Annotated in this window: 22 protein-coding genes and 1 pseudogene; 12 read left to right on the top strand and 11 right to left on the bottom strand. The window is 71.9% G+C overall.

Annotated features, from left to right (window positions below):
- Positions 1-73: 73 nt before the first annotated feature.
- The 3 genes and pseudogenes from ACZ5FU_RS27725 to ACZ5FU_RS27715 form a co-directional block, all read right to left on the bottom strand.
- Positions 74-259 (bottom strand): annotated as a pseudogene (locus tag ACZ5FU_RS27725) (hypothetical protein); the annotation flags it as partial.
- Complete coding sequence (locus ACZ5FU_RS27720; protein ID WP_468645785.1) at positions 220-444, bottom strand: endo-1,4-beta-xylanase; 225 nt, start codon at positions 442-444, stop codon at positions 220-222. The gene ACZ5FU_RS27720 and the pseudogene ACZ5FU_RS27725, both read right to left, overlap by 40 nt.
- Positions 445-565: 121 nt before the next feature.
- Positions 566-2,218: a glycoside hydrolase family 43 protein gene (locus ACZ5FU_RS27715; RefSeq protein WP_451778722.1), complete on the bottom strand. Its 1,653-nt coding sequence runs from the start codon at positions 2,216-2,218 to the stop codon at positions 566-568.
- A 502-nt stretch (positions 2,219-2,720) separates the two neighbouring features.
- Here ACZ5FU_RS27715 and ACZ5FU_RS27710 point away from each other — a divergent pair.
- Positions 2,721-4,367 carry a glycoside hydrolase family 27 protein gene (locus tag ACZ5FU_RS27710; protein WP_451778541.1) on the top strand — a complete coding sequence of 549 codons (1,647 nt, stop codon included), beginning with the start codon at positions 2,721-2,723 and terminating at the stop codon, positions 4,365-4,367.
- A gap of 164 nt (positions 4,368-4,531) precedes the next feature.
- Here the strand turns inward: ACZ5FU_RS27710 and ACZ5FU_RS27705 are convergent, their stop codons facing one another.
- Together ACZ5FU_RS27705 and ACZ5FU_RS27700 are read right to left on the bottom strand one after the other, a co-directional pair.
- A complete protein-coding gene (locus ACZ5FU_RS27705) occupies positions 4,532-6,094 on the bottom strand; it encodes a glycoside hydrolase family 43 protein (protein ID WP_451778538.1) in 1,563 nt (520 codons plus the stop codon).
- Positions 6,095-6,385: 291 nt separating this feature from the next.
- Positions 6,386-7,114 (bottom strand): TetR/AcrR family transcriptional regulator, encoded by a 729-nt coding sequence (locus tag ACZ5FU_RS27700; protein WP_451528393.1) that lies wholly within the window; start codon positions 7,112-7,114, stop codon positions 6,386-6,388.
- Between the two features lie 125 nt (positions 7,115-7,239).
- On the opposite strand from ACZ5FU_RS27700, the gene ACZ5FU_RS27695 reads away from it, so the two are divergent.
- The gene (locus ACZ5FU_RS27695) at positions 7,240-8,463 is read left to right on the top strand and encodes a saccharopine dehydrogenase family protein (RefSeq protein WP_451528394.1); all 1,224 of its coding nucleotides are present in this window, start codon (positions 7,240-7,242) and stop codon (positions 8,461-8,463) included.
- Positions 8,464-8,617: 154 nt separating this feature from the next.
- On the opposite strand, the gene ACZ5FU_RS27690 is transcribed toward ACZ5FU_RS27695, so the two are convergent.
- Positions 8,618-10,672: a PA14 domain-containing protein gene (locus ACZ5FU_RS27690; protein ID WP_451528395.1), complete on the bottom strand. Its 2,055-nt coding sequence runs from the start codon at positions 10,670-10,672 to the stop codon at positions 8,618-8,620.
- Between the two features lie 844 nt (positions 10,673-11,516).
- Here ACZ5FU_RS27690 and ACZ5FU_RS27685 point away from each other — a divergent pair.
- From ACZ5FU_RS27685 to ACZ5FU_RS27670, 4 genes are read left to right on the top strand one after another with little or no spacing between them, the layout of a single operon-like run.
- Positions 11,517-12,392, top strand: a complete 876-nt coding sequence (locus ACZ5FU_RS27685) for an ABC transporter permease (protein ID WP_469047256.1) — start codon at positions 11,517-11,519, stop codon at positions 12,390-12,392.
- A 38-nt stretch (positions 12,393-12,430) separates the two neighbouring features.
- Positions 12,431-13,483, top strand: coding sequence for a taurine ABC transporter substrate-binding protein (locus ACZ5FU_RS27680; RefSeq protein ID WP_451778535.1), 1,053 nt, complete (start codon positions 12,431-12,433; stop codon positions 13,481-13,483).
- Positions 13,470-14,288 (top strand): ABC transporter ATP-binding protein, encoded by an 819-nt coding sequence (locus tag ACZ5FU_RS27675; protein ID WP_469047254.1) that lies wholly within the window; start codon positions 13,470-13,472, stop codon positions 14,286-14,288. The genes ACZ5FU_RS27680 and ACZ5FU_RS27675 overlap by 14 nt, the downstream gene beginning before the upstream one ends.
- Positions 14,289-14,317: 29 nt before the next feature.
- On the top strand, positions 14,318-15,202 hold the full coding sequence (locus ACZ5FU_RS27670) for a TauD/TfdA dioxygenase family protein (protein WP_451528399.1): 885 nt from the start codon (positions 14,318-14,320) through the stop codon (positions 15,200-15,202).
- A 568-nt stretch (positions 15,203-15,770) separates the two neighbouring features.
- Here ACZ5FU_RS27670 and ACZ5FU_RS27665 read toward each other — a convergent pair.
- Positions 15,771-16,742 (bottom strand): LysR family transcriptional regulator, encoded by a 972-nt coding sequence (locus ACZ5FU_RS27665; protein WP_451528400.1) that lies wholly within the window; start codon positions 16,740-16,742, stop codon positions 15,771-15,773.
- 183 nt (positions 16,743-16,925) lie between these two features.
- Between ACZ5FU_RS27665 and snpA the strand changes: the two genes are divergently transcribed.
- The 3 genes from snpA to ACZ5FU_RS27650 all read left to right on the top strand — a co-directional run bounded on the left by snpA (position 16,926) and on the right by ACZ5FU_RS27650 (position 18,862).
- Complete coding sequence (gene snpA, locus ACZ5FU_RS27660; protein ID WP_451528401.1) at positions 16,926-17,609, top strand: snapalysin; 684 nt, start codon at positions 16,926-16,928, stop codon at positions 17,607-17,609.
- A gap of 394 nt (positions 17,610-18,003) precedes the next feature.
- Positions 18,004-18,534 (top strand): DUF6584 family protein, encoded by a 531-nt coding sequence (locus ACZ5FU_RS27655; protein WP_451528402.1) that lies wholly within the window; start codon positions 18,004-18,006, stop codon positions 18,532-18,534.
- Positions 18,535-18,598: 64 nt separating this feature from the next.
- A complete protein-coding gene (locus ACZ5FU_RS27650; RefSeq protein ID WP_451778531.1) occupies positions 18,599-18,862 on the top strand; it encodes a hypothetical protein in 264 nt (87 codons plus the stop codon).
- Here ACZ5FU_RS27650 and ACZ5FU_RS27645 read toward each other — a convergent pair.
- The 4 genes from ACZ5FU_RS27645 to xynC form a co-directional block, all read right to left on the bottom strand.
- Positions 18,853-19,461: a dihydrofolate reductase family protein gene (locus ACZ5FU_RS27645; protein WP_451528403.1), complete on the bottom strand. Its 609-nt coding sequence runs from the start codon at positions 19,459-19,461 to the stop codon at positions 18,853-18,855. The genes ACZ5FU_RS27650 and ACZ5FU_RS27645 overlap by 10 nt on opposite strands.
- A 193-nt stretch (positions 19,462-19,654) precedes the next feature.
- Complete coding sequence (locus tag ACZ5FU_RS27640) at positions 19,655-20,095, bottom strand: VOC family protein (RefSeq protein ID WP_451528404.1); 441 nt, start codon at positions 20,093-20,095, stop codon at positions 19,655-19,657.
- Between the two features lie 125 nt (positions 20,096-20,220).
- Entirely contained in the window at positions 20,221-20,787 is a 567-nt protein-coding gene (locus ACZ5FU_RS27635) for a dihydrofolate reductase family protein (protein ID WP_451778529.1), read from the bottom strand.
- Between the two features lie 646 nt (positions 20,788-21,433).
- On the bottom strand, positions 21,434-23,356 hold the full coding sequence (gene xynC / locus ACZ5FU_RS27630; RefSeq protein ID WP_451528406.1) for a glucuronoarabinoxylan endo-1,4-beta-xylanase XynC: 1,923 nt from the start codon (positions 23,354-23,356) through the stop codon (positions 21,434-21,436).
- A gap of 766 nt (positions 23,357-24,122) precedes the next feature.
- Here xynC and ACZ5FU_RS27625 point away from each other — a divergent pair.
- The 3 genes from ACZ5FU_RS27625 to ACZ5FU_RS27615 all read left to right on the top strand — a co-directional run bounded on the left by ACZ5FU_RS27625 (position 24,123) and on the right by ACZ5FU_RS27615 (position 25,867).
- Positions 24,123-24,515 (top strand): beta/gamma crystallin domain-containing protein, encoded by a 393-nt coding sequence (locus tag ACZ5FU_RS27625; protein ID WP_451528408.1) that lies wholly within the window; start codon positions 24,123-24,125, stop codon positions 24,513-24,515.
- 502 nt (positions 24,516-25,017) lie between these two features.
- Positions 25,018-25,296: a peptidase inhibitor family I36 protein gene (locus ACZ5FU_RS27620; protein ID WP_451528409.1), complete on the top strand. Its 279-nt coding sequence runs from the start codon at positions 25,018-25,020 to the stop codon at positions 25,294-25,296.
- Positions 25,297-25,513: 217 nt separating this feature from the next.
- On the top strand, positions 25,514-25,867 hold the full coding sequence (locus tag ACZ5FU_RS27615) for a VOC family protein (RefSeq protein ID WP_451528410.1): 354 nt from the start codon (positions 25,514-25,516) through the stop codon (positions 25,865-25,867).
- Positions 25,868-26,350: the final 483 nt, after the last annotated feature.

Below are 26,350 nucleotides of genomic sequence, written 5' to 3'. Positions count from 1 at the left end.
TTCCCGGTGCGGACCCCTCGGCGTGCTACGGCGGGGCGGAGGGGGCTCCGCACGAGCGGCGGGACCCCCTCCGTCAGCAGGTGGAGCTGGTCTGGGTGAGCAGACCCAGCCGCCACGGCAGGCTGTCGTAGTCACCGCTCGTATTGGGGTTCAGGCCCTGGTACGGGTACTGGAGCCGGCAGGAGTCGATGCCGATCGTCCGGTCGTAGCCCGCGCGGATCATCTCGCCGTGGCTGATGTCCCGGGTCCAGGATCCGGCTTCATCTGGTTCTCGGGCGTGACCGAGTTGAACTCGCGGTCCAGGATCGAGGTGTAGGTGTCGTCACCGAGTTCTCCGGCGGCCACGGCGGCTCCGAAGTACCGCCCGGACTGTGCCGCCTGGGCGCCCGGCGTGGTGGTCCGTTCGGCGCCGGACGCGCCGGTCACGGTGGTGGGCGTCACCATCGCTGCCACGGCCGGCAGGCCCGGTACGGAGGCCCGGCGTCGGCCGGGCCGCTTCAGCGGGTTCATCCTTCTCCTCGTACGGTCGGGAGTGGGGGTGGATGGTGCCGGTGACCGGATCGGCTCAGGGCACGGACAGCTCGAACCGTGTGACGCGGACCGCGCCGCCGAGTGCCTGGGTGGCGTGGTTGAAGAGGGCGAACCGGTAGCCCATGAAGAACCGCCAGTCGTTGCCGAGGGAGAAGGCGGGACCGAGGCGGGTGAAGTAGGTGCCGTCGGTGCTGTAGGAGAAGGTTCCGGGGCGTGCCGCGCCGGGGCGGATGTCCGCGCCGGCACGCAGCCAGACGCGGCTTCCCGGGACGGTCGCGCTCGCGACCTCGGTGCCGGTGCCGGTGGTGTTCCAGTTGCCGTCCATCGTCAGCCCGTTGACCATCACCACCCGCGTCGTGCCGCCGTCGCGCTTGACGCCGATCCAGGCGGAGGAGTCACGCAGCAGCGCGAGTCCGGCGCGGTCGCCGTCCCGCATCGCGGAGTGGTCGAGCTGGACCGTGGCGGTGGAGGTGGGGCCCTGGATGCGGTGGGTGAGGGTGTTGCGGGCCGAGTACAGGTCGTTGGTGACGGTCGCGGTCCGCAGGGTCAGGCCGTCGCCGACCGACCATTTGGCGGCGTCCGGGTTGTGGTTCCACTCCCACCTGGGCTTCAGGGACGTGCCGTCGAAGGTGTCGACGCCGGTCATGGGGGTGACCTGGCGCGGCGGAGCGGGCACGGCCGGGCTGGGGTACGAGGTGCCCCAGGCACCGTTCACGAGTTGTACGACGGGCCAGCCGTCCGGCGTCCAGGTCACCGGCGCCAGGGCGGGCATCCGGCCGCCGGGGTAGGCGTCGACGAAGGCCATGTAGTACCAGGCACCGCCCTGCGTCTGCACCAGCCCGCCCTGGTGCGGGACACCGCCGCCGGCGATCGGCCCGCGCAGGTCGAGCAGGACCTGCCGCATCGTGTACGGGCCGAAGGGACCGCCCGACGACTTCAGGATGTACTGGCCGTTCGCGGGGCGGGTCAGGAAGATGTAGTACTGCCCGTTGATCTTGTAGAAGCGGGCGCCCTCGAGGGTTCCGACACTCGACGGTGTGGTGAACACCTGTTGGGTGCGCACCTGGTTGCGGCCGTCGGGCGAGAGCTGGGCGACGCTGATGGTGGTGTTCCCATAGGCCACGTACAGGGTGTCGTCGCTGTCGACCAGCAGTCCCGCGTCGTAGTAAGGGGTGCTGATGGTCGTCAGCCTGTTCCACGGCCCCTCGACGGCGGTGGCGGTGTAGACGTACGTCCGGGCGAAGTCGATCTGGCCCAGCCAGTAGAAGGTCCTGTTGCCGGGACGGTAGGCCAGCGACGACGCCCAGACGCCACGGACGTAGCCACGGCCCCCGTTCAGGTCGTACTTGGCCCCGAAGTCGAGGACGGGCACCGAATGGCCGGCGATCTCCCAGTTCACCAGGTCGTAGGAGCGCAGGACGGGCGCGCCCGGGGAGTAGTGCATCGTCGAGGCCGAGGCGTAGTACGTGTCGCCGACGCGCAGGACGTCGATGTCGGCGAAGTCCTGCCAGATCACCGGGTTCGCGTACTGCGCGGCGGCTGCGGGAGCCGTACCGGGGGCGGGAGGGGGAGCGGAGGCGCTGGCGGTCCCGGAGGCCGCGGCCGGGGGCAGGAAGACACCGGTGGCCAGGCCGGTGGCGGCGGCCAGGACCCGGCGACGGCCCAGCGGTTGTTGAGGGCATGACATGTCCACGTTTCGCTCTCCTTGTGCGGCCCGGGAACGCGCGGTGGTCCCGCCCGTCGCGAGCTGAACGGCGGGGCGGGCTCGTCTCGGTTCGTCATGTCGAACGCCGATCGACTATCCGATCAATTGGGATGGTAGGGAGCTTGACGATCCCGTCAATCCTTCTCGCATGATTCGCCATTCACATCGAAACATTTCGACGCGAGGGTGTGTGATGGTGTGTCGACGGCTCGGCGGATGCCGTGGGGGCGGCGGTCCGTGCGGTGTTGACATGCTCAATGTCATCCCTGATGATCCGTCAAAGTCCTCGGGACCGAATGATGTTCGGAATATCGAACGAATCTTTCGATGCTTAGTTGCTGAGGTGCTCCGGTGCTCCGGAGCGGCAGGTCCGGCGTGGCGGCGGCGTCAGGGGATCCCCGATGCGGCCGTGTGCCGCGCGGGGCCCGCGCCCGCCCTCCCGCACAGGCAGTTCACGGCTTCCCCTTCCGGGAAAGGAGCCCCGGTGTTCAGACGATCGGGCAGAACACTCCTCCACCTCTTCGCGGCCGTCGCGCTGACGGTCACCGCGTCCGTCACGGCCGCCGTCCAGTCGACCGCTTCGGCCGCCCCCGGCAGTCCGGCGCTCACCCCGCCGCTGGGCTGGAACAGCTGGAACAGCTTCGGGTGCGGGGTCACCGAGGCGAAGGTCCGCGAGGCCGCCGACGCGATGGTGTCCTCGGGGATGCGGGACGCCGGTTACCGGTACGTGGTGGTCGACGACTGCTGGTTCGACCCGCAGCGCGACGCGGCGGGCAACCTGCGGGCCGACCCCGCCAAGTTCCCGAGCGGGATGAAGGCGCTCGGGGACCACATCCACGGCAAGGGCCTGAAGTTCGGCATCTACCAGGTGCCGGGCGAGCGCACCTGCGCGCAGGCCACGGGCGGCTACCCGGGGTCCACGGGCAGCAGGGGGCACGAAGTCCAGGACGCCGCCACCTTCGCCTCCTGGGGCGTCGACTACCTGAAGTACGACTGGTGCTCCTCCAGCGGCACCCGCGACGAACAGGTCGCCCGGTTCACGCTGATGCGTGACGCCCTGCGCGCCACCGGGCGGCCGATCGTCTACAGCATCAACCCCAACAGCCTGCACGCCATCACCGGCGCCACCTACGACTGGGGCGGGGTCGCCGACCTCTGGCGCACGACCGAGGACCTGCTCGACATCTGGCAGAACGGCAACACCAACAGCTATCCGATGGGTGTCGGCAACGTCCTGGACGTCACCGCCCCGCTCGCGGCGCAGTCCGGCCCGGGGCACTGGAACGACCCCGACATGCTGGTCGTCGGTCGTCCCGGACTGTCGCTGACCGAGTCCCGCTCCCACTTCGCCCTGTGGGCCCTCATGGCCGCCCCGCTCATGGCCGGCAACGACATCCGCACCATGTCCGCCGACGTGAGCGCGACCCTGCGCAACCCGCGCCTGCTGGCGGTCGACCAGGACCCCCTGGGCGCGGGCGGACGCAGGGTGCGGGACGACGGCACCACCGAGGTGTTCGCCAAGCCACTGTCCGACGGCTCGGTCGCGGTGGGCCTGTTCAACCGGGGCGCCGGTACCGCCACGGTCACCACCAACACCGCGCAAGTCGGCTTGTCCGGGGGGCCGTTCACCCTCACGGACCTGTGGACCGGCGGTACGTCGAGCACATCCGGGCAGATCTCGGCGAGCGTCCCCGCGCACGGCGTGGCCGTGTTCCGGGTGAGCGGCGGCAGCCCGTCGCCCGCCACCACCTCGAGGCTGCGCGGCAACGCGTCCGGCCGCTGCCTGGACGTGGACAACGCCTCCACCGCGGCCGGGGCCACCGTACTGATCTGGGACTGCCACACGGCCGCCAACCAGTTGTGGACCACCTGGGCCGGCGGCGAGATCAGGGTCTTCGGCGACAAGTGCCTGGACGCCTACGACCAGGGCACCGCCGACGGCACCCGCGTCATCACCTGGCCCTGCAACGGCCAGGACAACCAGAAGTGGACCGTCGGTTCCGACGGAACGATCCGCAACGCGCACGCCGGGCGGTGTCTCGACGTCGACCGGGCCGGCACCGCCAACGGGACCCGGCTGGTCCTGTGGACCTGCGACGGCCGGGCCGGCCAGAAGTGGACCCGCATCTGAGGGACACCGCGGGCCGCCCGGTCCCTTCCCGGCGCCGGCCCGACGCCGGGAAGGGGGTGACCGGGAGGGGAGGCGACCGGGACGAGGGGCCGGGCGGTCAGGACGCCGTACCGCGGACCGGATGCCGGGCCGGGGCGGGCGGCGACGCGCCGCCGCCGAACGTCCTAGCGGTCGAGGGGCTCGTAGTCGAACCAGTCGAAGTGGACGGTGCCGGCGGCGGCGTACATGCCGAGGACCCGGCCGCTGAAGCCGCCGGCGACCTCGGTCGACAGGTAGCGGCCGTCGAGCGTCGCGAGCACCGTGAAGGTGCCGTCGGGCTCCTCGACGCCGAGGGAGACCACGTCGGGGCCGGTGACCGGCCCGTGCGGAGGCGGCGGGTCGGTGATCGTGAGGCCGAGGACCACGGGCCCGGCGGGCACGGGGTGCGTGGCCACGACCGTGCGCAGGGAGCCGACGCGCGCGACCACCCGGACCTCCGTGCCGGACGCCTCGACCGCGTAGTGGTGCCGCTCGTCCAGCCGGACGGCGAGCCCGCCGCGCCCCCGGGCGGGATCGACCAGGGTGCGCGCCCGGCACGACAGGTGCTGCTGGCGCCGGCCGGTGAACACCACGTCGGGCTCGTCCAGGGAGTCCCCCCGTGCGCGGAGCGTCAGCCATCCGGGGCGCTCCTCGGTGGTGCAGTGTTCGGCGGGGCGGTCCCGCAGGGAGATCCAGCACGGCCGCAGTCCGCCCGGCTCGAAGTCGTCCCGGCGCTCCTCGGCGGGCCCGGGGGAGAGGGGCCACGGGAGCGTGGCCGGGTCCGGTCCGACCTCGCCGACGACCGGCCAGCCGTCCACCCACGTCACGGGCGCCAGGAAGGTCTCACGGCCGAGCACGTGCCAGCCGGGGGTGCCGCCGCGCGGCCGCACGCCGAGCAGGACCATCCACCACGAGCCGTCGGGGCCCTGGACCAGGTCGGCGTGGCCGGTGTTCTGCACGGGGTGGTCGGTGCCGCGATGGGTGAGGACCGGGTTGGCCGGGCACGGCTCGAACGGGCCGCCGGGCGTGCGGCTCCGGGCGATCGACACGCCGTGGCCGCGCTCGGTGCCGCCCTCCGCGATGAGCAGGTACCAGTGGTCGCCGATCCGGTACAGGTGCGGCGCCTCCGGTGCCTTCGCGCCGGGCGTACCGGACCACACCCGGTGCGGTGTCCCGTACGTCCGCCCGGTGGACGGGTCGATACGGATCTGGGAGACCCCGGCGACCGTGCACCAGCACGTGCCGTCCTCCTCCCAGGCCAGGTCGGGATCGATGCCCGGTACGCCCGGCGCGGGGACGGGGTCCGACCAGGGGCCGGCGGGATCGGTGGCCGTGACGATCAGGTTTCCGCCGCCCTCGCTCACGTTGGTGACGATCAGCCAGAAGCGGCCGTCGTGGTGGCGCAGGGTGGGGGCGTAGATCCCGCCGGAGGACGGCATGCCGGCCGGCAGACGCAGCTGTTCCGGCCGGTCCAGGGCGTTGCCCAGCTGCGTCCAGTGCACCAGGTCGCGGCTGTGGAAGACGGGCACGCCGGGGAAGTACTCGAAACTGGAGCAGGCGAGGTAGTAGTCCTCGCCGACGCGGCAGACGCTGGGGTCGGGGTGGAAGCCGGGGATCACGGGATCGGCCGGTCGGGCGGTCCGGTGCCGGACGGGCACCTCCGCGTCGTCCGCGTCGTCGGGGGTCCTGCGGTTCAGCTGCTGGCTCATTGCGGCGGCCCTGCCCTGGGATGAGTGTCGAAGCGCTTCACTTGGTGGCACGTGAAGGTAACGGATGCGTTTCCCGTGGGACAAGGGGTGCGACGGCGAGTGGGCTCGCCGCTCGGAGCGTCGGCCGTCCGTCAGGATGACGGTCGCGTCGATGCGCTTCGACGCGTGCGGGCCGCCCGCCCGGATGGTCCCTCCGCCTCCGGCGCCGGGTCCGGCTTGTCGCGGGTGCCGGGTCCGGCCTGCCGCGGGCGCCCCGCCGTGCCGCCGCTCCGGTCGACGCGCCCCCGGGTCTCACCCGGTACCGCCGCCGGCCCGGTCCCGCGCGGTGACCAGCCGGTCCTCGGCCTGGTTCAGGAGCGTGTCCAGTACGACCGGATAGGCGCTGAGGTTCATCCGGTCCGCCAGCAGGTGCGCGGTCGCGGCGATGTGCGGATGGGTCTCGGCGGGCAGCCGGGCGTAGGTGGAGGTCCACATGCCCTCGTCCGCGCCCCTGGCCTCGTCCTTGACGGCCAGCGCGCCCGCGTCCAGGGCGGCGAAGGCCAGGGTCAGGTCGATGAAGGCGTGGTACACGCCGACGGTGTCCACGTCGCTGAAGCCGGCGCCGCGCAGGATGCCGAGGATCGTCTCGTCCACCTGGATCTCCCGGGGCCGGCCGGTGACACGGCTCGCGGTCAGCAGGGCGGCCTGGGGGTGGGCGAGGTAGGAGGTGTGAAGGGCCAGGCCCAGGGCGCGCAGGTCGGGGCGCCAACTCCCGGTGGGCGTCCAGCTGTCGAGGGCGCGCCCCATCAACTCCTCGCCGATGGCGCGGGTCAGGTCGTCCAGGCCGGCGAAGTACCGGTAGAGGGTGCTCGGGTCGGCCCCCAGCGCGGCGCCGAGCCGGCGTGCGGTCAGCCCGGCGCCGCCGTGCTCACGCAGTATCCGCAGCGCCGTCCGCACGATCTGCCGCTCCGACAGCACGGTGCCCTGGCGGGTCGGCCGCCGCCTGCGCCGTTCCGCCTCGGGAACCACCCTCTTGGGCATCGCACGCTCCTTCGGGAACCCTTATGCCAACGCCGTAGACCTTAACCGTCGCGGTCGTGTTGCATCGGGGTGTCCCCGGGCGTTCACCGGAACCGCCCCGACTCCCGACGAGAACGGTGTGTGACATGCGTGTGCTCCTCGTAGGCGCGGGCGGCGTCGGAACCGCCGCCACCCGTATCGCGGCCCGCCGCGGGTTCCTGACCCGCATGGTCGTCGCCGACCGCGACCTCGCCCGCGCCGAGGCGGCCGTCGCCGCGCTCGGCGACGCGGGGCAGCGGTTCAGCGCGCGCCGCCTGGACGCCTCCGACGAGGCGGCCGTCGGCCGGCTCCTCGCCGAGGAGGGGTGCGAGGTCCTGCTGAACGCGACCGACCCGCGGTTCGTGATGCCGCTGTTCCGCGCGGCACTCGCCGCGGGTACGCACTACGTCGACATGGCGATGTCGCTGTCCGTGCCGCACCCGACCGCCCCTCACGAACAGTGCGGGGTCAAGCTGGGCGACGAGCAGTTCGCCCTGGCCGGGGCCTGGGAGCGCGCCGGCCGGCTGGCCCTGGTCGGCATGGGCGTCGAGCCGGGCCTGTCGGACGTCTTCGCCCGGTACGCGGCCGACCGGCTCTTCGACGAGATCGACGAGATCGGCGTCCGCGACGGCGCGAACCTCACGGTCGAGGGCCACGGCTTCGCGCCCTCCTTCAGCATCTGGACCACCATCGAGGAGTGCCTCAACCCGCCCGTCGTCTACGAGAAGGACCGCGGCTGGTTCACCACGGCACCCTTCAGCGAGCCGGAGGTCTTCGACTTCCCCGAGGGTATCGGCCCCGTGGAGTGCGTGAACGTCGAGCACGAGGAGGTGCTCCTGATGCCCCGCTGGGTGGACGCGCGCCGGGTGACCTTCAAGTACGGCCTCGGCGACGACTTCATCGCCAAGCTCAGGACCCTCCACGAGCTGGGGCTCGACTCGACCGCGAAGGTCACCGTCCCCGGCGCGGACGGCCCCGTCCAGGTCTCCCCGCGGGACGTGGTGGCCGCGTGCCTGCCCGACCCGGCCACGCTGGGCGACCGCATGAGGGGCAAGACCTGCGCGGGCACCTGGGTCAGGGGGACGAAGGACGGTGCCGCGCGCGAGGTGTACCTGTACCACGTCGTCGACAACGAATGGTCGATGCGCGAGTACGGCTCCCAGGCCGTCGTCTGGCAGACCGCCGTCAACCCGGTGATCGCCCTGGAACTGATCGCCGACGGCAGGTGGGGCGCGAGCGGCGTCCTGGGCCCCGAGGCACTGCCGCCCCAGCCCTTCCTCGACCTGCTCGGTGAGTACGGGACCCCGTGGGGGCTGCGCGAGGAGCACTGAGCCGCCCGTCCCCGCGGACTCCCCGGCCGGCCGTCGCCGGGGCGGAGGACCGGAGCGGCACGTCCCGCCCCCGCTCCTCCGCCCCGGCCCCCCGATCCGGGCTCTTCGGCCCGGACTCCCGGGCCCCGGGTCTCCGGCCCGGGCGCACCGTCCGCTAGACGCGGTCCTGGAAGACGCAGTTCCACACGTAGGTGCCCGCGACGCCGCCATCGGCGCGCACCGCCTCCAGCGTGTAGAAGTGCGTGGTCCCCCGCGCGGCCGTGGTGTCCGTGTAGGTGCGGGTCCCGGCCGGCAGCAGTCCGGCGTGCAGCGGCTCGTACGCCCGCGCGGCCGCGTTCCACCGGCTGACCCGGTAGCCCACGACGTCCTCGCACGCGGCCGTGGCGTCGCACCGCCAGCCGATGGACGGCCCGTCCTCGTCGGGACCGCCGATCACGGTGCCGTGGCCCAGGCTGCCGAGCTCCCAGTCCCGGACGACCGTCACGGACGGCCGGACGTCCAGCTCGGTGGCCTCGACGACCGCGACCTGCGGGGCGCCCGGCGGCAGCGCGTTGTCCCAGCGGTCCCTGGCGACGACCGCGTACACGTACGTCTCGCCGTCGGGCAGCTCGCCGCACAGGACCGCGAGCGGGTCGCTCGTGCCCTCCCGGCAGGAGGTGGAGCCGAGCCACTTGACCGTGCCGTCGGCCTGCCGGGCCCCGGTGCGGACCACGTAGCGGTCGACGTCGTCCTCCGGTGAGGCGTCCCAGCTGACCAGCACGCCGTCGGCGCGCGGGGTCGCCTTCACGCCGGTGACCGGGCCGGGCGCGACGCGGTCGCCGGTGCGGACGACGAGCGGGGCGGACAGCGCCGACTCGTTCCCGGCCGGGTCCACCGCGGCGACCGCGTACGTCACATGGACGCCCTCGGGCATGTCCAGGTCGTGGCAGACGCCGCCGGTGCTGGTCTCGTCGCTCTCCTCGGCGCAGGTCACGCGGGTCAGCGCGGCCGGGTCGAGGGTCGTGCCGAGCGAGCGGTAGACGTGGTACGTCCCGCCGTTGTCGAAGTCCTCGTAGAAGCCGTCGGGCTGCTTCCAGTACACGTTGGTGTACTCGACCCGGACGAGGGAGTCGAGCGAGACCGGGGGCTTCGGCGGCGTCCGGTCGACGCCGTCGCCGGTGACGGCGGCGTACGCCGACGGGTTGCCGAGCGCGTCGAGGGCGCGCACCCGGTAGTACCGGGGGGTGTTCACGGGGGCGTCGGTGCGGTACGACGTCGTGGCCACCGTGCCCAGCAGCTCGAACGGGCCGGCGGCCGCGGGGGCGGCGTACACCTCGTACCGCGCCGCGTCGGCGACCCCCTGCCAGGTGAGGGTGGCCCACCACGCGTCGCCCACGACGGAGAGGCCGCCCGGCGCGGCCGGGCCCGTGCGGTCCACGGTCACCGCGGTGACGTCGAGGCTTCCGGCCGACTCGCGGCCCGCCCTGTCGACGGCGCGGACCTCGTACAGGAAGGTCTGGCCCGTGGCGGGCGTCACGTCCGTGAAGGACGGGGAGGTGAGCAGGGAGGCGCCGCTGACCTTCGCCCACTGGGTGCCGCTCAGCCGCCGGTACACGCGGTAACCGGCGAGGTCCATCTCCTTGTTCGCGGTCCAGCGCAGGGTGGTCCTGGAGGTGTCCCGGCTGTACGCGGCGGTCGGGCCGGCCGGCGCGAGCGGCTTGACCGTGTCGACGGCGGCCTCGGTGCGCGGGGCGTAGGTGAACCCCGCGAGGGCGAGGCCGGTCCAGGCGACGTAGTCCACGCGGATCGTGTGCCTGCCGGCCGGGACGGTCAGGTCCACGGTCCTGCGGGCGGTGGTGGAGACGTTCTTCCACAGGTCGATCTTCCGCACGCCGTCGACGTAGACGCGCATGCCGTCCTGCGTGGCGGCGGAGAGCCGGAAGGGGCCGCCGGAGCCGAAGTCCCGGGTCAGGGACCAGCGGACGGAGAAGTTGTCCTTGGGCAGGGTGACACCGGCAGGGTCGCCGTACCCGTAGTTCTCACTGATGGCGGAGTCGCAGGCGGTCAGCTTCGGCGTGCCGCTGAACGAGGTGTTCGCGAAGTACTGCGCCTTCCAGACGGGGGAGGCGCAGGTGACGGCCGCGAGGGCCGGCGTGGCGGTGATCAGGCCGCCGGTGGCGGCGAGGGCGGCTGTCGCGGCCAGCGCGGTCAGCCGGGTACGAGTCAACACGGAGAATGGGGCCCTTTCCGGACCAAGAGGGAAACGCATGAGACAGGTGACGCCTGTGTGACCGCCGAGACGGCGGCAGGGTTGCTCCCGCCCCCGCACTTTTCGGCCGCACCGACGACACGGACTCCCCTCGGGGGAACAGCGGACGGCCCGGAGACGACCCGTCCGCGGATCACCTGACCGGCCTCGGCCGACGGACGCAGCCCACCACCGCGCGGTGACGCCCCCCTCCTCCACACCGTTCCATGTCCTGGCCGCGGACGCCGAGTTCGTGGAACGCGTCGATCACGCCCTGCCGTGCCGGCCCCGAGCCACCGTCACGGAACACGACGAGGCGGACGGTGCGGTGCTGCGAACGGCGGACCACCTCGCCGGCCTGCCGCGCGCTCTCCTCGTCGGGCTCGGATGGCGACGACGCCCCGGCGGCGACGCCGCGGACGAACCGGGGGGTGCCGAGCCGCGCGGTGCCCTCGCCCCGGTCGAGAGCCCACGGACTCCCCACCGACGCCGGGGGCCGGTCGTCCTCCCCCCGTTCCAATGGGTGGGACGCCTCTTGGTGCGGAGCCGGGGCCTGTTGTAGAACTGGGCCATGATTCCCGAGCTCTTGGTGCGACGCCTGGTCATCGACCTGTGCCGACGCGCGGGCTCGTGTTGTTGTTGATCCGTTGATCCAGCACTTCTGACGCGCCCCGTCGTCCGGTGACGCCACCCGGCGGGGGCCTTCACGCACCCTGACCGCAGGGTGCTCCCTCCGCTTCGTCCCGCATCGCTTTCGCTCGGGACCGGCCGCCCCTGTCGGTCGACGACGGCCGCTCATGTCCCGGCGCCCCCTGGAGGACGCCCCATGTCCACGACTTCCCGCCTGCTCAAGCCCGACACCCCGGCGGCGCCCGCCGACGTACCGCCCGAACGCCGCCTCCCGACAAGGAAGGCGTGGGCGCGCGTGCGCCATGTCGCGCTGCCGTCCGGTTCGTTGCTGCTGTTCCTCGTCCTGTGGCAGCTGCTGGCGGCGAGCGGGACGTGGAGCGAGACACTGGTCCCGCCGCCGGCCGAGGTGTGGGACGCGTTCGTCGCCGTGTCCACCACCCACGACGGCGTGCGCGGCTACAACGGCACCACCCTCGTCGAGCACCTGGGCATCAGCCTGCGGCGCATCGCGATCGGAGCCGGCCTCGGCATCACGCTCGGGGTGCTGTTCGGGCTGCTCATGGGCACCATGGGCTGGCTGCGTTCACTGTTCGAGCCCTGGATCACCTTCCTGCGGACGCTGCCGCCGCTGGCGTACTTCTCGCTGCTCATCATCTGGCTGGGCATCAACGAGGAGCCGAAGGTCACCTTGCTGGCGGTGGCGGCGTTCCCGCCCGTCGCGGTCTCCACCACCACCGCTGTCGCCGCCGTGCCCGAGCGCCTGACCGAGGCGGCCCGGGCACTCGGCGCCTCGCGGTGGAACGTCGTCAGGGACGTCGTCGTGCCGTCCGCCCTGCCGGAGACGCTCACCGGTGTCCGGCTCGCCGTCGGCGTGGCCTACTCCTCCCTCGTCGCCGCCGAGTTGGTCAACGGCCTGCCCGGCATCGGCGGCATGGTCAAGGACGCCGCCAACTACAACAACACCCCCGTCGTGCTCGTCGGCATCATCGCCATCGGCCTCTCCGGCCTGATCATCGACGGCCTGCTGCTGCGGCTGGAACGCGCCGTCGTTCCCTGGCGCGGTCGCGCGTAGGACCCTCACACCTCCCCCTGCACAGAAACGGCTCCGTCATGTCCCGTGTCCCGCAAGGTCCGTCCCGCCGTCTCCTCCTCGCCGGCGCCCTGGCCGCCGTCTCCGCGGCCGTCACCGGCTGCTCCTCGGACGGCGAGGCCTCCGCGTCCGGCGGCTCCAAGCGGCTGCGCATCGGCTACTTCGCCTTCCCCAGCGGCGACTTGATCGTGAAGAACAAGAAGCTGCTGGAGAAGGCGTTGCCCGACCACGAGATCACCTGGATCAAGTTCGACTCCGGCGCCACTGTGAACCAGGCGTTCATCGGCAAGTCCCTCGACATCGCCGCGCTCGGCTCCAGCCCGTTCGCGCGCGGGGTGTCCGGCAGTTCGCCGATCCCGTACAAGGTCGCCTGGATCCTCGACGTCGCCGGGGAGAACGAGGCCCTGGTGGTGCGCAAGGACACCGGGATCTCCGACGTCGCCGGGCTCAAGGGCAGAACGATCGGCACGCCCTTCGCCTCCACCTCGCACTACAGCCTGCTGGCCGCGCTGGAGACGGCCGGGCTCGAGGCGTCCGACGTCAAGCTCGTCGACCTGCAGCCGCAGGCGATCCTCGCCGCCTGGCAGCGCGGCGACATCGACGCCGCCTACGTCTGGCTGCCGACCCTGGACGAACTGCGCACGACCGGTACCCAGCTCACCAGCAGCAAGGAGATCGGCGGGGCGGGCAGACCCACCCTCGACCTCGCCGTCGTCTCGGACGCCCTGATCGCCGAGGACCCGAAGGCCATCGCGGCCTGGCGCAAGGCGGAGGCCGAAGCGCTGCGTCTGCTCGCGTCCGACCCCGACGGCTCGGTCGAGGCCGTCGCGGCCGAACTCGGCATCAGCGCCGCGGACGCCGGAGCACAGCTGAAGCAGGGCGTGTTCCTCACGCCGGAGCAGGTGGCCTCCGCCGACTGGCTCGGCACCGACGGCGGCCCGGGCAAGCTGCTCACCTACGTCACCGACACCGGCCGGTTCCTGGCCGACCAGAAGCAGATCGACGCCGCACCGCCCGAGGACGTCGTCCGCAAGGCCTTCTACCTCGAAGGGCTGTCCGATGCCGTCAAGTGAGCTCACCGGCGCCCGGGAGGAGGCGGACCTCGCACGCGCCGGGTCCGTCCGCCTCGACCGCGTCACCCACCGGTACGGCCGGGGCCGCGAGGAGTTCACCGCCGTCGGCCCGGTCGACCTGACCGTGCCGGCCGGGGAGTTCCTGGTCCTGGTCGGCGCCTCCGGCTGCGGCAAGAGCACCCTGTTGCGGCTGATCGCCGGGTTCGAACGCCCCACCGACGGCTCGGTGCGCGTCTCCGGGGCCGAGCCGCGGCCCGGCAGGACGGCCGGTGTGGTGTTCCAGACGCCGCGGCTGTTCCCGTGGCGGACCGTGCGCGGCAACATCGACCTGGCGCTGCGGTACGCGGAGGTGGACCGCGCCCGGTGGCCCGAGCGCCGCGCGGAGCTGCTCTCCCGGGTCGGCCTCGAGGGCACCGGGAAGCGGCGCGTCTGGGAGATCTCCGGAGGCCAGCAGCAGCGCGTCGCCCTCGCCCGGGCGCTCGCGGCCGAGAACCCGCTCCTCCTCCTCGACGAGCCGTTCGCGGCGCTGGACGCGCTGACCCGCGAGCGCCTCCAGGAGGACGTCCGCCGGGTGACCGACCGGACCGGACGGACCGCGGTGTTCGTCACGCACTCGGCGGACGAGGCGGTCTTCCTCGGCTCCCGCATCGTCGTGCTGACCAGGAGCCCGGGAACCGTCGCCCTGGACCTGCCGATCCCCCTGCCCCGCGGCGACGTCGACGCGGAGGAACTGCGCGGCTCACGGGAGTTCGCCGAGCTGCGCGCACAGATCTCCCACGCCGTCAAGGCCGCCGCGGCGGCCTGATCCCCGCACCCACACGAAAGGACACACAGGTGAGCATCCTCAGCGAACGGCCCGCCCCGGCGACACTTCCGGTCGTCGAACTCGGTCCCCGCTTCGGCGCCGAGGTCCACGGGATCGACCTCGCCCGCCTCGACGACGACCAGGTCCTCGCCCTGCGCGCGGCACTCGTCAGGTACAAGGTGCTGTTCGTGCGCGGCCAGCACGGCCTCGACGACGCCGCACAGATCGACTTCGGCAGGCGCCTGGGCGAGGTCACCGCCGGGCATCCCGTCCACGACTCCGGTGACGTGGCTCCCGAGGTGTACTCCCTGGACAGCCAGGACAACGGGTTCGCCGACGTGTGGCACACGGACGTGACGTTCGTGCCCAGGCCCCCGGCGATCTCCGTGCTGAGGGCCGTGGTGCTGCCGCCGAGCGGCGGCGACACCAACTGGGCCGACAGCCAGCTCGCCTACGAGTCGCTGTCGCCGGGCCTGCGGGCGTACGTCGACACGCTGACCGCCGTCCACGACGGCACCCGGGAGTTCGGCTACTACCTGGCCCGGCGCCGGCAGGGACGCGGCAACCTGTGGGAGGGCGAGGTGTTCACCGAGCTGAAGCCCGTCGAGCACCCGGTGGTGCGGGTGCACCCCGAGAGCGGACGCAAGGGCCTGTTCGTGAACCCCGGCTTCACCTCGCACATCGCGGGCGTCTCGGAGCACGAGAGCCGGGGCGTCCTCGACATCCTGTACGCCCACCTCACCAAGCCCGAGCACGTCGTGCGGCACCGCTGGCAGCCGGGCGACGTCGCCCTGTGGGACAACCGCAGCACCGCCCACTACGCCAACCGCGACTACGGCGACGGGCACCGCGTCATGCACCGCATCACGCTGCGCGGGGACACCCCCGTCGGCCCCGCCACCACCGTCCGCTGACCCGCGCGGGGCCGGGCGGCGCTTCCGCGGCCGGGCCCCGCGGTCACCTGCGGCTCCGCTTCCGCGCCGGCGCTCGCGGAGCCTGATCCGCCCGGCCCGGCCCGGCAGGCCGGTCGGCGCGCCGCCGGGACCGCCTTCCCGGCGGACGAACGCCCCGTGCCGTCCGCCCTGTGCGGAGGGGAGACGCACCGTCGCTGTCGCTGTCGCTGTCGCTGTCGCTGTCGCTGTTGCTGTCGCCGAGCCGTGCGGGGAGGGGTCGCACGCTCCGGAGCACCTGCCGGCCGTGCGGCGGGACCGTCCGGCCGCGACGTTCGGCCGGATGCTCGGGAACCGCCTGGAGAGGCGGCCGAACGCGATCTCCGCCTCCGGCCGGGCCTTCGTCGCCGCCTGCCCCGAAGCCGGCGTCCCCGGTCCACGGGCGCGGTCGGCCGCAGCGCGGACGACGTACTCGCGGAGTCCTCCCGTCCTCGAAGACGTCGCGTCGGTCGACGGGACCGTCGGACCCGCGGACCGGGAACCCGTGCCCCGGTCCCGGGCGCACGCCGACGACGGGCGGTGTCCCCGCCGGTCAGGCGCCCACCGCGCCCAGCGCCGGTGCGGACCGTCCGACGGCGCCGCGCGCCAGCCAGTCCTGGTAGGCCGGCGCCTGACGGGCCACCTCCGCGTAGGCCTTCCCCAACTCGTCGAAGGCGACGTCGAGTTCGTCCGCCGTCCGGGCCACGAGCAGCAGCCGTACTCCTATCGGGTCACCACGCAGGGGCCGCACGACGAGGTCGGAGCGGGGCGGGAGGGCGGTCGGCTGGCTGACCGTGACGACCTCGCCGATGGCGGCCAGGAAGTAGGCGGTGAGGTAGTCACCGTGCAGCAGGTCGGGCTCGATCCCTTCCGCGCGCAGCGCCCGGCACACCCCGTCCCATTCGCCGTCGACCGTGGCGTCCACCATCCAGCGGTCGTGGGCGAGGTCCGCGAGACGCACCTCGCGCCCGGCCGCCGCGGGATGGTCGGCGGCCATGGTGACGAACTGGGGTTCGCGCTCCACCAGGACCCGCAGACACAGCCCGTTCGGGACGCGCAGCGGGCTGCCCTCGACCTCGTGCACGAACGCCAGGTCCAGCCTGCCGTCGGTCACCTGCCGCAGCAGGGCGTTCGCGGACACGTCCATCCGCAGGGTGGGCTCGACCGCGGGCATGCGGGCGCGCAGCCGGCTGAGCCAGCCCGGGATCGCCCGGCTGGCCGTGGCCCCGATGCGCAGCCGGGGCCCGTCCGCCGCGCGGGCGGCCGCGGTCCGGCTCTCGGTCACGAGCGCGGAGAGCTCGGCGAGCAGCGGCCGGGCGCGGCTCACCACGACCTGCCCCAGCGCGGTGGGGCGGCTGCCCGTGCAGTCGCGGGCGAAGAGCGGACCGCCCAGCAACTGCTCGATGCGGCGCAGTTGAGTGCTCAACGAGGGCTGTGCCATGCCCAGTTCACGAGCCGCCTTGTGCAGACTGCCGGCGTCGGCGATGGCGCACAGCACGCGTAAGTGCCTCACCTCGAGCTCCATGCGCGGAGCGTAAGGGCTGGGCCAGTTGGGGCGCCAGATGTTCAAAAGCCAACGTAACGGCACGAGTCGACCCGATAGTCCCGGGCTATCGCCAGTTGCCATCATCCGCTCCGGCGCAGGCTGTCCCACACTCGGGTCGACCGATCGTTCACCACCCCACATGAACGAGTAGGAGCCCCCCACATGGCATCCACCCGTATGTCCCGCACGTCCGCGAAGGCCTCCAGGAGACTGGCGGCGATCGGCCTGGGCGTGACGCTCGCGGCCGTGGGCAGCGCCATCCCCGCGAGTGCCCAGACCGCCGACGCCACCACCTCCCTCCGCGCCGGCTACACCGGCTCGGCCGAAGAGGCCGCGAACAACAAGGCGTTCTTCGAGGCCGTGCTCGACTCGGTCGCCAAGAAGCAGGCGGCCAACCCCGGCCTGCAGTCGGTGACCGTCTACTACAACGCCTCCCAGGCGCCGAGCTTCCGCTCCCAGATATCGAGCTCCACCTCGATCTGGAACAGCTCCGTCAGCAACGTCAAGCTTCAGGCCACCTCCGGGACCGCCGACTTCACGTACTACGAAGGCAACGACTCCCGTGGCTCGTACGCCTCCACCAACGGCCACGGCCGCGGCTACATCTTCCTCGACTACGCGCAGAACCGGCAGTACGACTCCATCCGCGTCACCGCGCACGAGACCGGTCACGTGCTGGGCCTGCCGGACCACTACAGCGGCCCGTGCAGCGAACTGATGTCGGGCGGCGGCCCCGGCACGTCCTGCACCAACCGCTACCCCAACGCGACCGAGCGGGCGCGCGTCAACCAGCTGTGGGCCAACGGTCTCGCCAAGGCCCTCGACAAGCTGAACAAGGTGCGCTGACGGTCCGAGGACTTCCCGTTCCGTGCCGGAAGCGGGCCGTGCCACTCGACGGTACGGCCCGCTTCGCCGCGCGAGGCCGCAGGCCCTTCGGCCACCGGCGCCCGAGGGGACGCAGGCTCCTCGGACGTCCCGTCGCCGCCCACTCACCGGCCGCGCGACGCCGTCCGCGCGGGGTCTTCGCCAGCCGCAGCGGCACATGGTGCCGTGCTCACGGCGTGAGGGCGCCACGTCAGGCGCGACCCTCCTTCCGGAACGCCCGTTCCGTCACTCGTCCTCAGCGGCATGAACCGCCGGCGCTCCCCGTCCCGGTGGGGCCTCGTCGAGGGCGAGGGCGAGGGGGCAGGAGCGGACAACCGGGTCGACGTGGATCGGAGCGGTAGCCGATCATGTGTCCATGTCCCTGAGAGAGACCCTTGCCCGAGTCGACGCGGACCTGGCCGCCGGCCGGATTCCCGTCGCGCGCCAGCGTTTGCGCGGTCTCGTCTCGTCCTTCCCGTACGACCTGACGCTCCGTCGGCGTCTGGCCGAGGTGTACCGGCTCTACGGCGATGCCGCCGAGGCGGGACGCTGGACGTACCTCGACGAGGACCGTGACGCCGGTGAGACCGCCGCGTTCGAGGCGCGGTACGGGTCTCCCGGACGGCGGATGAAGGCCCTGGCCTGGCGAGGCCCCGAGACGAGGGCCGCCACCGCCTTCGCGGAGGGACAGCTGGCCGCGGTGCGGATCGCCTGCGCCGAGAAGCGGGGGCGTCCCGTCGACTGGGACGACCCCGCCTCCTACCGGGACGGCCCGGAGGAGAAACACGGAGAGACGTCCTTCGAGCCGTGGACGGTCGGTGGTGTGCTGGCGGGCGGCGGCTGCCTGGTGGGTGTCCTCGCGTTCCTCGCGATCTGGGTGAACGGAGTCATCGCCCTCTTCGACTGACCCAGGTTCCCAGGGGGCCGGCGGGGAGTGCCGCTCGAGGTTCGGCAGGACGCCGAGAAGTGCCGTGGGCGCACCACCCGGCGAGGAGCGAGGCGATCTCGCGACGTCCGCCGTGATCACGGTGTCGCGGCAGTCCTGGGCGACCCTGTTCACCGGGTGGAGCCCGCGCCGTTCCGGCACGCCGGTGGCGCAGCCGCGGCACGGGGGAGCGGACACGGTCCGCAGCGGCAGGCCGTGGAGCCGGCCGCTGGAGGATCAGGTGCCGCTGGCCACAGCGTGCCGGCGCGACGGCGGAGCCGCGCCGGACCTGACGGAGTCCTACGGGTAACTGTCGTAGGCGGGCTCGCCGCTCGGCCTGTAGACGCCGACGACGGTGCCGCCCTTCGTCGTCGAGACGCTGACCGGCTCCAGCGCGGTGGGGACCGCCCCGTCGGCGAACAGCCGTTTGCCGGTGCCGATGATCACCGGATGGACGGTCAGCCGGTACTCGTCGACGAGTCCGTGCCGCATGAGGGTCTGGGCGAGATCGCCGCTGCCGACGACGTTGACGTCGCCACCGTCGGACGCCTTCAGCTCGCGTACGGCATCGACGGTGTCGCCCTCCAGCAGCGTGGAGTTCTGCCACGCGACGGAGGTCAGGGTCCGGGACGCCACGTACTTGTGCATGCTGTTCATCCGCTCGGTGAACGGGTTGTCGGGATCGGCGGTCGGCCAGTACGACGCGAAGATCTCGTACGTCTTGCGGCCGAGCAGCATCGCGTCGGAGTGCTCGTACCAGCCGGCGATGGCCGCGCCGACCTCGTCGTCGGCCACCGGTTTCTGCCAGCCGCCGTGCTCGAAGCCGCTCTCGGTGTCCTCGTCCGGACCACCCGGCGCCTGCATGACACCGTCCAGTGTCAGGAACGTGCAAACGATGATCTTGCGCATGGTGCGCTCCCTTCGTCGAGGGGTGGACCGCACGGCCACCGGAAACTCATCGGCAGCACTTTCGCGGCGCCGGGCCGCGGTGACCGGCGCCGCGGGCCAGGCGGGTCGTGCCACGGGCCGACGAGATCCTGGCCGGCCGGGCGGTCCAAAACCTCGCGGTTCTCGTGCGGCCGCACGGTTCGGTTGCTCCTTCTCAGCGCAGTTGCTCGGCCAGCCCGACGATGACGCCCGCCGGGCCGCGGACGTAGCAGAGCAGATGGCTGTCCTCGAACCGGGCGATCTCGCCGACGAGCTCGGCGCCGTGAGGGCGCAGGCGGACGACGGTGTCCTCGATGTCGTCGACGGCGAACATGACACGGTGCGTGCCCGGGATGTTGTGCGGCCGGTCGCGCGGCCCGGCGCCGATCACGGCGGGGCTGCGGTACTTCGCCAGCTCGAGCCGGCTGTGACCGTCGGGGGTCCGGAGCATCGCGATGTCACAGCGGACGCCGTCGAGTCCGGTGCACCGGTCGGCGAAGGAGCCCTCGATCTCGGCCCTGCCCTCCAGCTCCATACCGAGTTCCACGAAGAACGCGACGGCGGCGTCCATGTCCTCGACGACGATGCCGACGTTGTCCATCCGCTGGATCGCCATGCCGGTCTCCTCTTCCTTCCCGTGCGGCCGGCAGTGGCCGCTCCCGTGAAGCCGATCAGCCGCGGCGTGCCGTCCCCGCTTCTTCATGTTCCCCCGACGGGTCGCGGCGTGCGCGCCCCTGCTGCTCAGCGCCTCGTCCCGTACCTGGTCAGGACCACGCCGCCGGGAAACGTCCGCGTCTCCACCAGGTTCAGGTCCACCCAGCCGTCCAGCGCGGTGAAGAACGGCGTGCCGCCGCCCACCAGGACCGGATGGGTGACGATCACGTACTCGTCGATCAGCCCGGCGCGCATGGCCGCCGCGGCGAGCGTCGCTCCGCCGATGGTCATCGGGCCGCCCTCTCCGGCCTTGAGCCGGCTGATCTCGGCGATCGCGTCGCCGGTGACCAGGCGGGTGTTCCAGTCGACCTCGTCGATCGTCGAGGAGAACACCACCTTCGGCGTGTCCCGCCAGTTCCGCGCGAACTCGATCTCCGCCGGGGTGGCGTCGGGCCGCTGGTCGCCGGTCGGCCAGTAGGAGCTCATCGCCTCCCACAGCTTGCGCCCGTACAGCGACAGGCCACTCGCCCGCTCGTGCTCGAGCCACCACTGGAACAGCTCATGGCTCGGCGGTCCGCTCCAGCCGATGTCGTCGCCGGCCGCGGCGATGTAGCCGTCCAGGGTCAGGTTCATGCCGTAGATCAGTTTCCGCATGGTCCAGCCTTCCGTCCGTGGGTGTCCGGCGTATGGACCGGTGCGGCGCGGGAAACTCATCGGTGCGCGATCCGGGCTCGCCGGCAGTCCTCGTGCTCGGGGCTCAGCGTGGTGCACTCGGCCGGCACGGGCAAACCGCCCGATCCCGACCTCGCCCGCGTCCTCGCGAGGAATGCCACGGATCTGAGACTGATCATGGGTGACAAGGCCGTGGGACGGCCAAGAACGCCCGGGTCACGCAAGTCCGGCATGCCGTGAGCGGTGAGGCGGTGCCGTACAGGATCGCCGCGCCGGCGAACCGCCGGGGGCGTCCGGCACGAGGTCTCCCGCGAAGGCGGCGCCTCCGCTGGAGCCGGCCAGGAAGACCGGGCGGTCCGGTGGGGCGATGTCGTCGAGCCACTGCCGGAACCAGTCCATCGTGGCATGCGGCGAGTGGGCCACCGGCCGTCCGATGCCCCGGTCGGCGACCCGCGCGAAGCCGCCGTGCTCGGCGAGGGGCGTCCGGACCGCCGCGTAGGACAGGCTGCCGGGCAGCGCGTCCGTCGCCCGATGGCGCCGGTCTCTCGTGCCCCCCGGCCGTGCAGATCGCGCGGTGCGGGTGCCGGGAGGGCATCCCCACAGCGCGTCGGCCGCGGTTCACCGCTCCTCACTCGTTCGCGCAGGTGCCGCCGTCGAGGACGAAGGCGGTCGGTGCGGGGTTGGTGCCGCCCTGGCCGGCGATGAAGCCGATCGTGACCGAACCGCCGACGGGGATGACGCGGTTGTAGTCGACGGGAACCACGTTCACGGCGCCCCCCTTCTGTGTGGGCGTGCCTCCCCACATCTGCGTGATGGTCTGGCCCGCGGTGAAGGAGAAGGAGAGCGTCCAGTCGTCGAGAGCGGCACCGCCGGTGTTGTGGATGACGAGTTCGCCCTGGAAGCCGCCGCTCCAGCTCCCGACGATCCGGTAGCCGACCCCGCAACCGCCCGTCGAACCCGCGGTGGTGGTGACGGTCACGGTGCTGCTGCGGGCCGAGCGGTTGCCGGCCGCGTCACGGGCGTAGACCGCGAAGGTGTAGGCGGTGCCGGCGGCCAGCCCGGTGACGGTGGCCCGGGCGGTCGTGGACGATCCGGCCGGCGTCTCGGTGCCGCCATTGACCCGCACCACGTCGTACCCGCTCACTCCCACGTTGTCGGTGGAGGCCGTCCAGCTCAGCGTGACCGAGGTGCTGGTGACCCCGGAGGCCGTCGGCAGACCGGGCGCGCCGGGCGCCTGTGTGTCCGTCCCGTCGGACGAGCCCACGGCGACGACGAACGTCGTCACGCTCTGCGCCGGAACCGCGGCGGTGAACGAGCCGTTCGACATACCCGGCCCGCTCAGGGGCGCGAGGGTCCTGCTCGCGTCCGTCACCCAGGAAGAGACGGTGGCCGACGCGGTGTTCGCCACCGTGAACTGCTGGCTCACCGCGGCCGAGTTCTTGTTGACGACCACGATGACCACCGTGGAATCATCCGTGTAGGCCGAGACGTAGACGTTCGTCTGCGGGTTCGGGGCCGCGTCGATCCGCACGTGACCAGGACGGACGAACTTCGAGAAGTGGGCCATGACCGCGCCGCGCTTGCTGATCCGACCGTCCTCACGCATCGGGCCGTAGCTGCGCCGGATGTACCACCACACGTACGCCTGGAACTCCGCGTCCACCATCGCACGGTGCATGTGCTCCCCGACACCGAGCGCCGCCGGCCACAGGTCGGCGGAATCCGTGCTGTTGGGGTAGTAGACCTCCGTCATCCACAGCTCTTTGCCCTGCCCCTTCTGCCGGAACAGCGGGTAGGGGAAGTTCGAGAACGACGTGCCGTACAGGTGCGCTCCGAGGATGTCCAGGTTGGCCAGGGCGCCGGCATCGTTGAGAAGGGGATCGGACATGCTCTTGACGTACTGGAAGGACTCCGGGGCGATGACCCTGGTGCTGATGGACCCGGCGTTGTCGCGCAGGAAGGTGACGATCTCGCCGGCGGTCCACCACGTCCAGTCCTGGGCGTAGTCCGGTTCGTTCTGGATCGAGACGGCGTACAGATCGACGCCGTTGGCCCGCATGAACCGGGTGAAGTCGTCCAGGTGCTGCGCGTAGGCGGCGTAGCTGTCGCGCCGGAGGCGTCTGGCGTTGGTCTGGCTGCCGTGGGTGAACGTCTCGACCATGCCTGCGGGCGGATTCCACGGCGAGGCGAAGACGATCGCCCCGTGCGCGATCGCCCGCTGGGCGGTGGCCACCTCGGCGTTCCAGTTCGCCCTGTTCTCGTCGACGTGGATCCGCAGGATGGAGAACCCCAGCTGGCCCGTGCCGTTGCCGAACGCCGTGTCCCGCTGGGCGGCCGTCAGATCCCCCGCCCAGGCCGGATGGTTCATCCCGCCGAAGCCCCGGATCGTCTGCCGCCGCACGGACCGGTCGACGACCACGGCGGCCGCGGCCGCGGCGGTCGCACTGGGGGAGGGCATCGCCACCGCGAGGATCGGCACCGCGCCGATCGCGGCGAGCACAGCCCTCCGGTTCGGGAACGGGGTCGTCGCATCGTCGCGTCGAGGGGTCATGGCTGTCTCCAGTGCCTCGGTGGGGGCGCGCAGGTCTGGGGGCCGGGGTGCGAGCGCTGACAAAGGTGCGGATGTTCGACGGCAGTGAGGGGAGGTATGAGCGACGTTCGGACTCAGCACCTGTGGGAGCGCTCCCATACCGTAGGAGGGGGTGGGGGTGACGTCAATGGTCCAGTCGGCCCCGCCGGTCGACGTGCTGTGGCAACTCGTGGAGCACAGGCGGTCGGCCACCACGCGGCGGGACCACCGGGCGGGGCGGGAACGCCGTCGTGAGGCTGTCGAGCGGGACACCCGGATGCGGTCCGACCCTCACGGCAACCGCGTCCGGAGGCGGACCAAGGCCCTGCCGGACACCGAACACCTCCGGCGCGTCGCCGGCGAAGTCACTGTCCCCCACGGTATCTGCGGCGAACCGTCCGACGTTGCCGCCGACGGCCAGGACCGCCCCGCGCGACTCCACTGTGTCGGCTGCTGCCACTTCCGCACCGACGTCTCCTGCCCGTCCGGCCTGGAGGCCTACCCGGCGGATCTGCTGCATGACCGCGAGCGGCTGCCGGCCGCGGTCGCTTCACCGCGGCTACGCCGAGGGGTGGAGAGCCTGTCCCCCGTGGGAGCTACGCCCGAGTTGGCTCTGTGTGGTGACGACTGCGACCCGCACTCTCCGTAGCCTTCCACCTGGCCGCAGCGCTCGCGCCGGGCCGACGGCGAAGAGGTCCGACGATTTCGCATGATCATTTCCAGTCCTGTCCCGTGGAGGGGAACAACCATGACGCAGGTGGCCAAGAAGGTTCTCGTCGCAGCGGTGGCAGCCGCGGGCTTGACGTTCGCGATGCCGGCGACTCCCGCCTCCGCGGCCAACGAGACTTCTTGTGGAGACCCCACTCTTCCCCCGCGGACCGACCTCGCATGGGCGGAGACGAGCACCGGCAATCGGATGTGCTTCGCCAACGCCGGCAGCTTGAGGGTGTCCTTCAACGACGTCAGACGTTTCCACTCGGGCGACAATATCGTTACGTTCAGTTACATTATCGAGGAGAACGAGTACTACACCCAGCGCACCTTGCGTAAATGGCAGGACTACACCATCGACTGGGGTCTGCACGCCCGCGTGTACAACGTGCTTATCTGCGGAGGTCCCGTGGAATGCCCGGTGAGTTGAGGCCGGGTTCGGTGGGAGACGCCTCGGCGACGCCGTTCACGACGCCGTTCACGGCTCCGGCCTGGGCAAGGATCGCCGGGTCGTCGAGCGCGCCTTCGTCTGGCTCCACCAGTTCCAACGGCTACGGAACCGCCGCGAAACACGTGACGGCCCCCACCTCGGCCTGCCCCGATTCGCTTGCGGCGTCATCTGCCCGCGACGGTTTCGAACGTCAAACGGAGGCGACCGGCAAGCCGCGAGAACGCCACGCCCACCTCTTGCGGAGACCGCGACCGACGTCATCTCCGTGAACCACATCTGCGCGGCAACCGTTTTATGACCGAAATCCCTCGAGAAGCAGCAGCTGGACGCGGCGACCAGGACCGCGCTCCCACGGGGAACAAGGGAAAGAGCACTCATGAAACTGGCAGTCGGAACCGCGGTAGCAGGAGCGGTCCTCGCCTCCGCCACCATACTGGCGGCTCCGGGAACCGCATCGGCCGACGACCCCAAAGACGGGTCCGTGACCCGCTGTTCTGAAGGTAAAGTCTGCCTCTTCGACGGCCACGACAATACCGGGGACGTCCTGCAACTCGATCCGGTGGACATCCCCAACATCGGCTGGGCGTGGAACGACCGGGCCGGCTCGGTGTGGAACCGCAGCGACCAGTTCGCCTGCATCTGGACCGATGTCGACTACTACGGCTACTGGTTCAGCATCCCGCCGGGCGCGAAGCAGGAACTTCTGTTCGCCTACGACAACGCGGTGACCGCCCTCGGGTTCGGTGGCTGCGGGGGCTGAGACGGCTGGTCGACCACGTCCCGCCGTTCGTCCGCACTTCGGGGGGAAGCGGCGGGACGCGGCCGGATGGCGTCCCGTGGGGAGCACGGAAGCGCTCCGGGATCGGTGGAGGCTGTGTGCGTCGGCTCTCACGAGTCGCCCCGCGATCGATCTGGGCCGAAGCGGATGATGGTGTGATGCCGAGCCCGTCCGATCGTCGTCCTGGCAGGATGACGGCATGGAACGTGTACTTGGAATTGGTGGCTACTTCATCCGCGCTGCCGACCCGAAGGCCCTGAACGCGTGGTACCGCGACTGCCTGGGCCTGGACGGTGACGTGCACGGCCTGTGGCGTCAGGCGGCCGGGCCGACGGTGTTCGCGACGTTCGAGGCCGGGACCGACTACTTCGGGTCCCGCACCCAGCAGACCATGCTCAACTTCCGGGTCGACGACCTGGACGCGATGCTCGCGCAGCTGCGTGCCAAGGGAGCGGAGGTGTCCGAGGACGTCCAGGACATGGAGGGTGTCGGCCGGTTCGGCTGGGTGACCGATCCCGAGGGCAACCGGGTCGAGCTGTGGCAGCCGGCCTGACCGCGTCCTCACACAGGTGGTGACGCGCGGACGGACCACCATGTCGTCCAGACGTGAACCTTGGTCAGACCCCGCGCGGTCATGTCCCACCACCCTTCCGCGGCCTGTCGGCGGAGCATCCGGGTGCCCTCACGGTCGAGCATGCGTCGTGCTGGGAAGCGCGGTGCGAGTCCGGGCGTGACGAGCGGCGCGGGGGCTCACGCCGCCGGGAAGCGGGGGCCGGGCCGAGGGACGAGCCGGTCTTCGTCGACCGGCTGCCGGTGACCCTGGTGCACCTGCGGACGGGCTCACCCCCACCGCAATCGACGTGATCTACCAGGCGGGTTCGTCCACGATCGGCCGGGCGGTCGATGAGATCCGGCCGCTGCACCCCCGTCCGCACCCGGTACGAACCCCGTTGACCACCCTGTGGTGATCACTCCACCGGCCCCCGCGCGTGCCACCACGAGGCAGGAACGACTCCAGCCGTTCCCACTCCGCGTT

It is taken from the genome of Streptomyces sp. NPDC031554, from assembly GCF_055580685.1.
The sequence above is the reverse complement of the archived record's forward strand: the minus strand, read 5'-3'. Positions and strand labels throughout refer to the sequence as shown.

Coding starts and splice junctions, on each gene's coding strand:
- ACZ5FU_RS27615 (WP_451528410.1), top strand. CDS start 25,514: ATGGAACGTGTACTTGGAATTGGTGGCTACTTCATCCGCGCTGCCGAC.
- ACZ5FU_RS27635 (WP_451778529.1), bottom strand. CDS start 20,787: ATGCGGAAACTGATCTACGGCATGAACCTGACCCTGGACGGCTACATC.
- ACZ5FU_RS27715 (WP_451778722.1), bottom strand. CDS start 2,218: ATGTCATGCCCTCAACAACCGCTGGGCCGTCGCCGGGTCCTGGCCGCC.
- ACZ5FU_RS27675 (WP_469047254.1), top strand. CDS start 13,470: ATGCCGTCAAGTGAGCTCACCGGCGCCCGGGAGGAGGCGGACCTCGCA.
- ACZ5FU_RS27625 (WP_451528408.1), top strand. CDS start 24,123: ATGACGCAGGTGGCCAAGAAGGTTCTCGTCGCAGCGGTGGCAGCCGCG.
- ACZ5FU_RS27720 (WP_468645785.1), bottom strand. CDS start 444: ATGGTGACGCCCACCACCGTGACCGGCGCGTCCGGCGCCGAACGGACC.
- ACZ5FU_RS27680 (WP_451778535.1), top strand. CDS start 12,431: ATGTCCCGTGTCCCGCAAGGTCCGTCCCGCCGTCTCCTCCTCGCCGGC.
- ACZ5FU_RS27640 (WP_451528404.1), bottom strand. CDS start 20,095: ATGGCGATCCAGCGGATGGACAACGTCGGCATCGTCGTCGAGGACATG.
- snpA (WP_451528401.1), top strand. CDS start 16,926: ATGGCATCCACCCGTATGTCCCGCACGTCCGCGAAGGCCTCCAGGAGA.
- ACZ5FU_RS27695 (WP_451528394.1), top strand. CDS start 7,240: ATGCGTGTGCTCCTCGTAGGCGCGGGCGGCGTCGGAACCGCCGCCACC.
- ACZ5FU_RS27655 (WP_451528402.1), top strand. CDS start 18,004: ATGTCCCTGAGAGAGACCCTTGCCCGAGTCGACGCGGACCTGGCCGCC.
- ACZ5FU_RS27700 (WP_451528393.1), bottom strand. CDS start 7,114: ATGCCCAAGAGGGTGGTTCCCGAGGCGGAACGGCGCAGGCGGCGGCCG.
- ACZ5FU_RS27685 (WP_469047256.1), top strand. CDS start 11,517: ATGTCCACGACTTCCCGCCTGCTCAAGCCCGACACCCCGGCGGCGCCC.
- ACZ5FU_RS27705 (WP_451778538.1), bottom strand. CDS start 6,094: ATGAGCCAGCAGCTGAACCGCAGGACCCCCGACGACGCGGACGACGCG.
- ACZ5FU_RS27665 (WP_451528400.1), bottom strand. CDS start 16,742: ATGGAGCTCGAGGTGAGGCACTTACGCGTGCTGTGCGCCATCGCCGAC.
- ACZ5FU_RS27645 (WP_451528403.1), bottom strand. CDS start 19,461: ATGCGCAAGATCATCGTTTGCACGTTCCTGACACTGGACGGTGTCATG.
- xynC (WP_451528406.1), bottom strand. CDS start 23,356: ATGACCCCTCGACGCGACGATGCGACGACCCCGTTCCCGAACCGGAGG.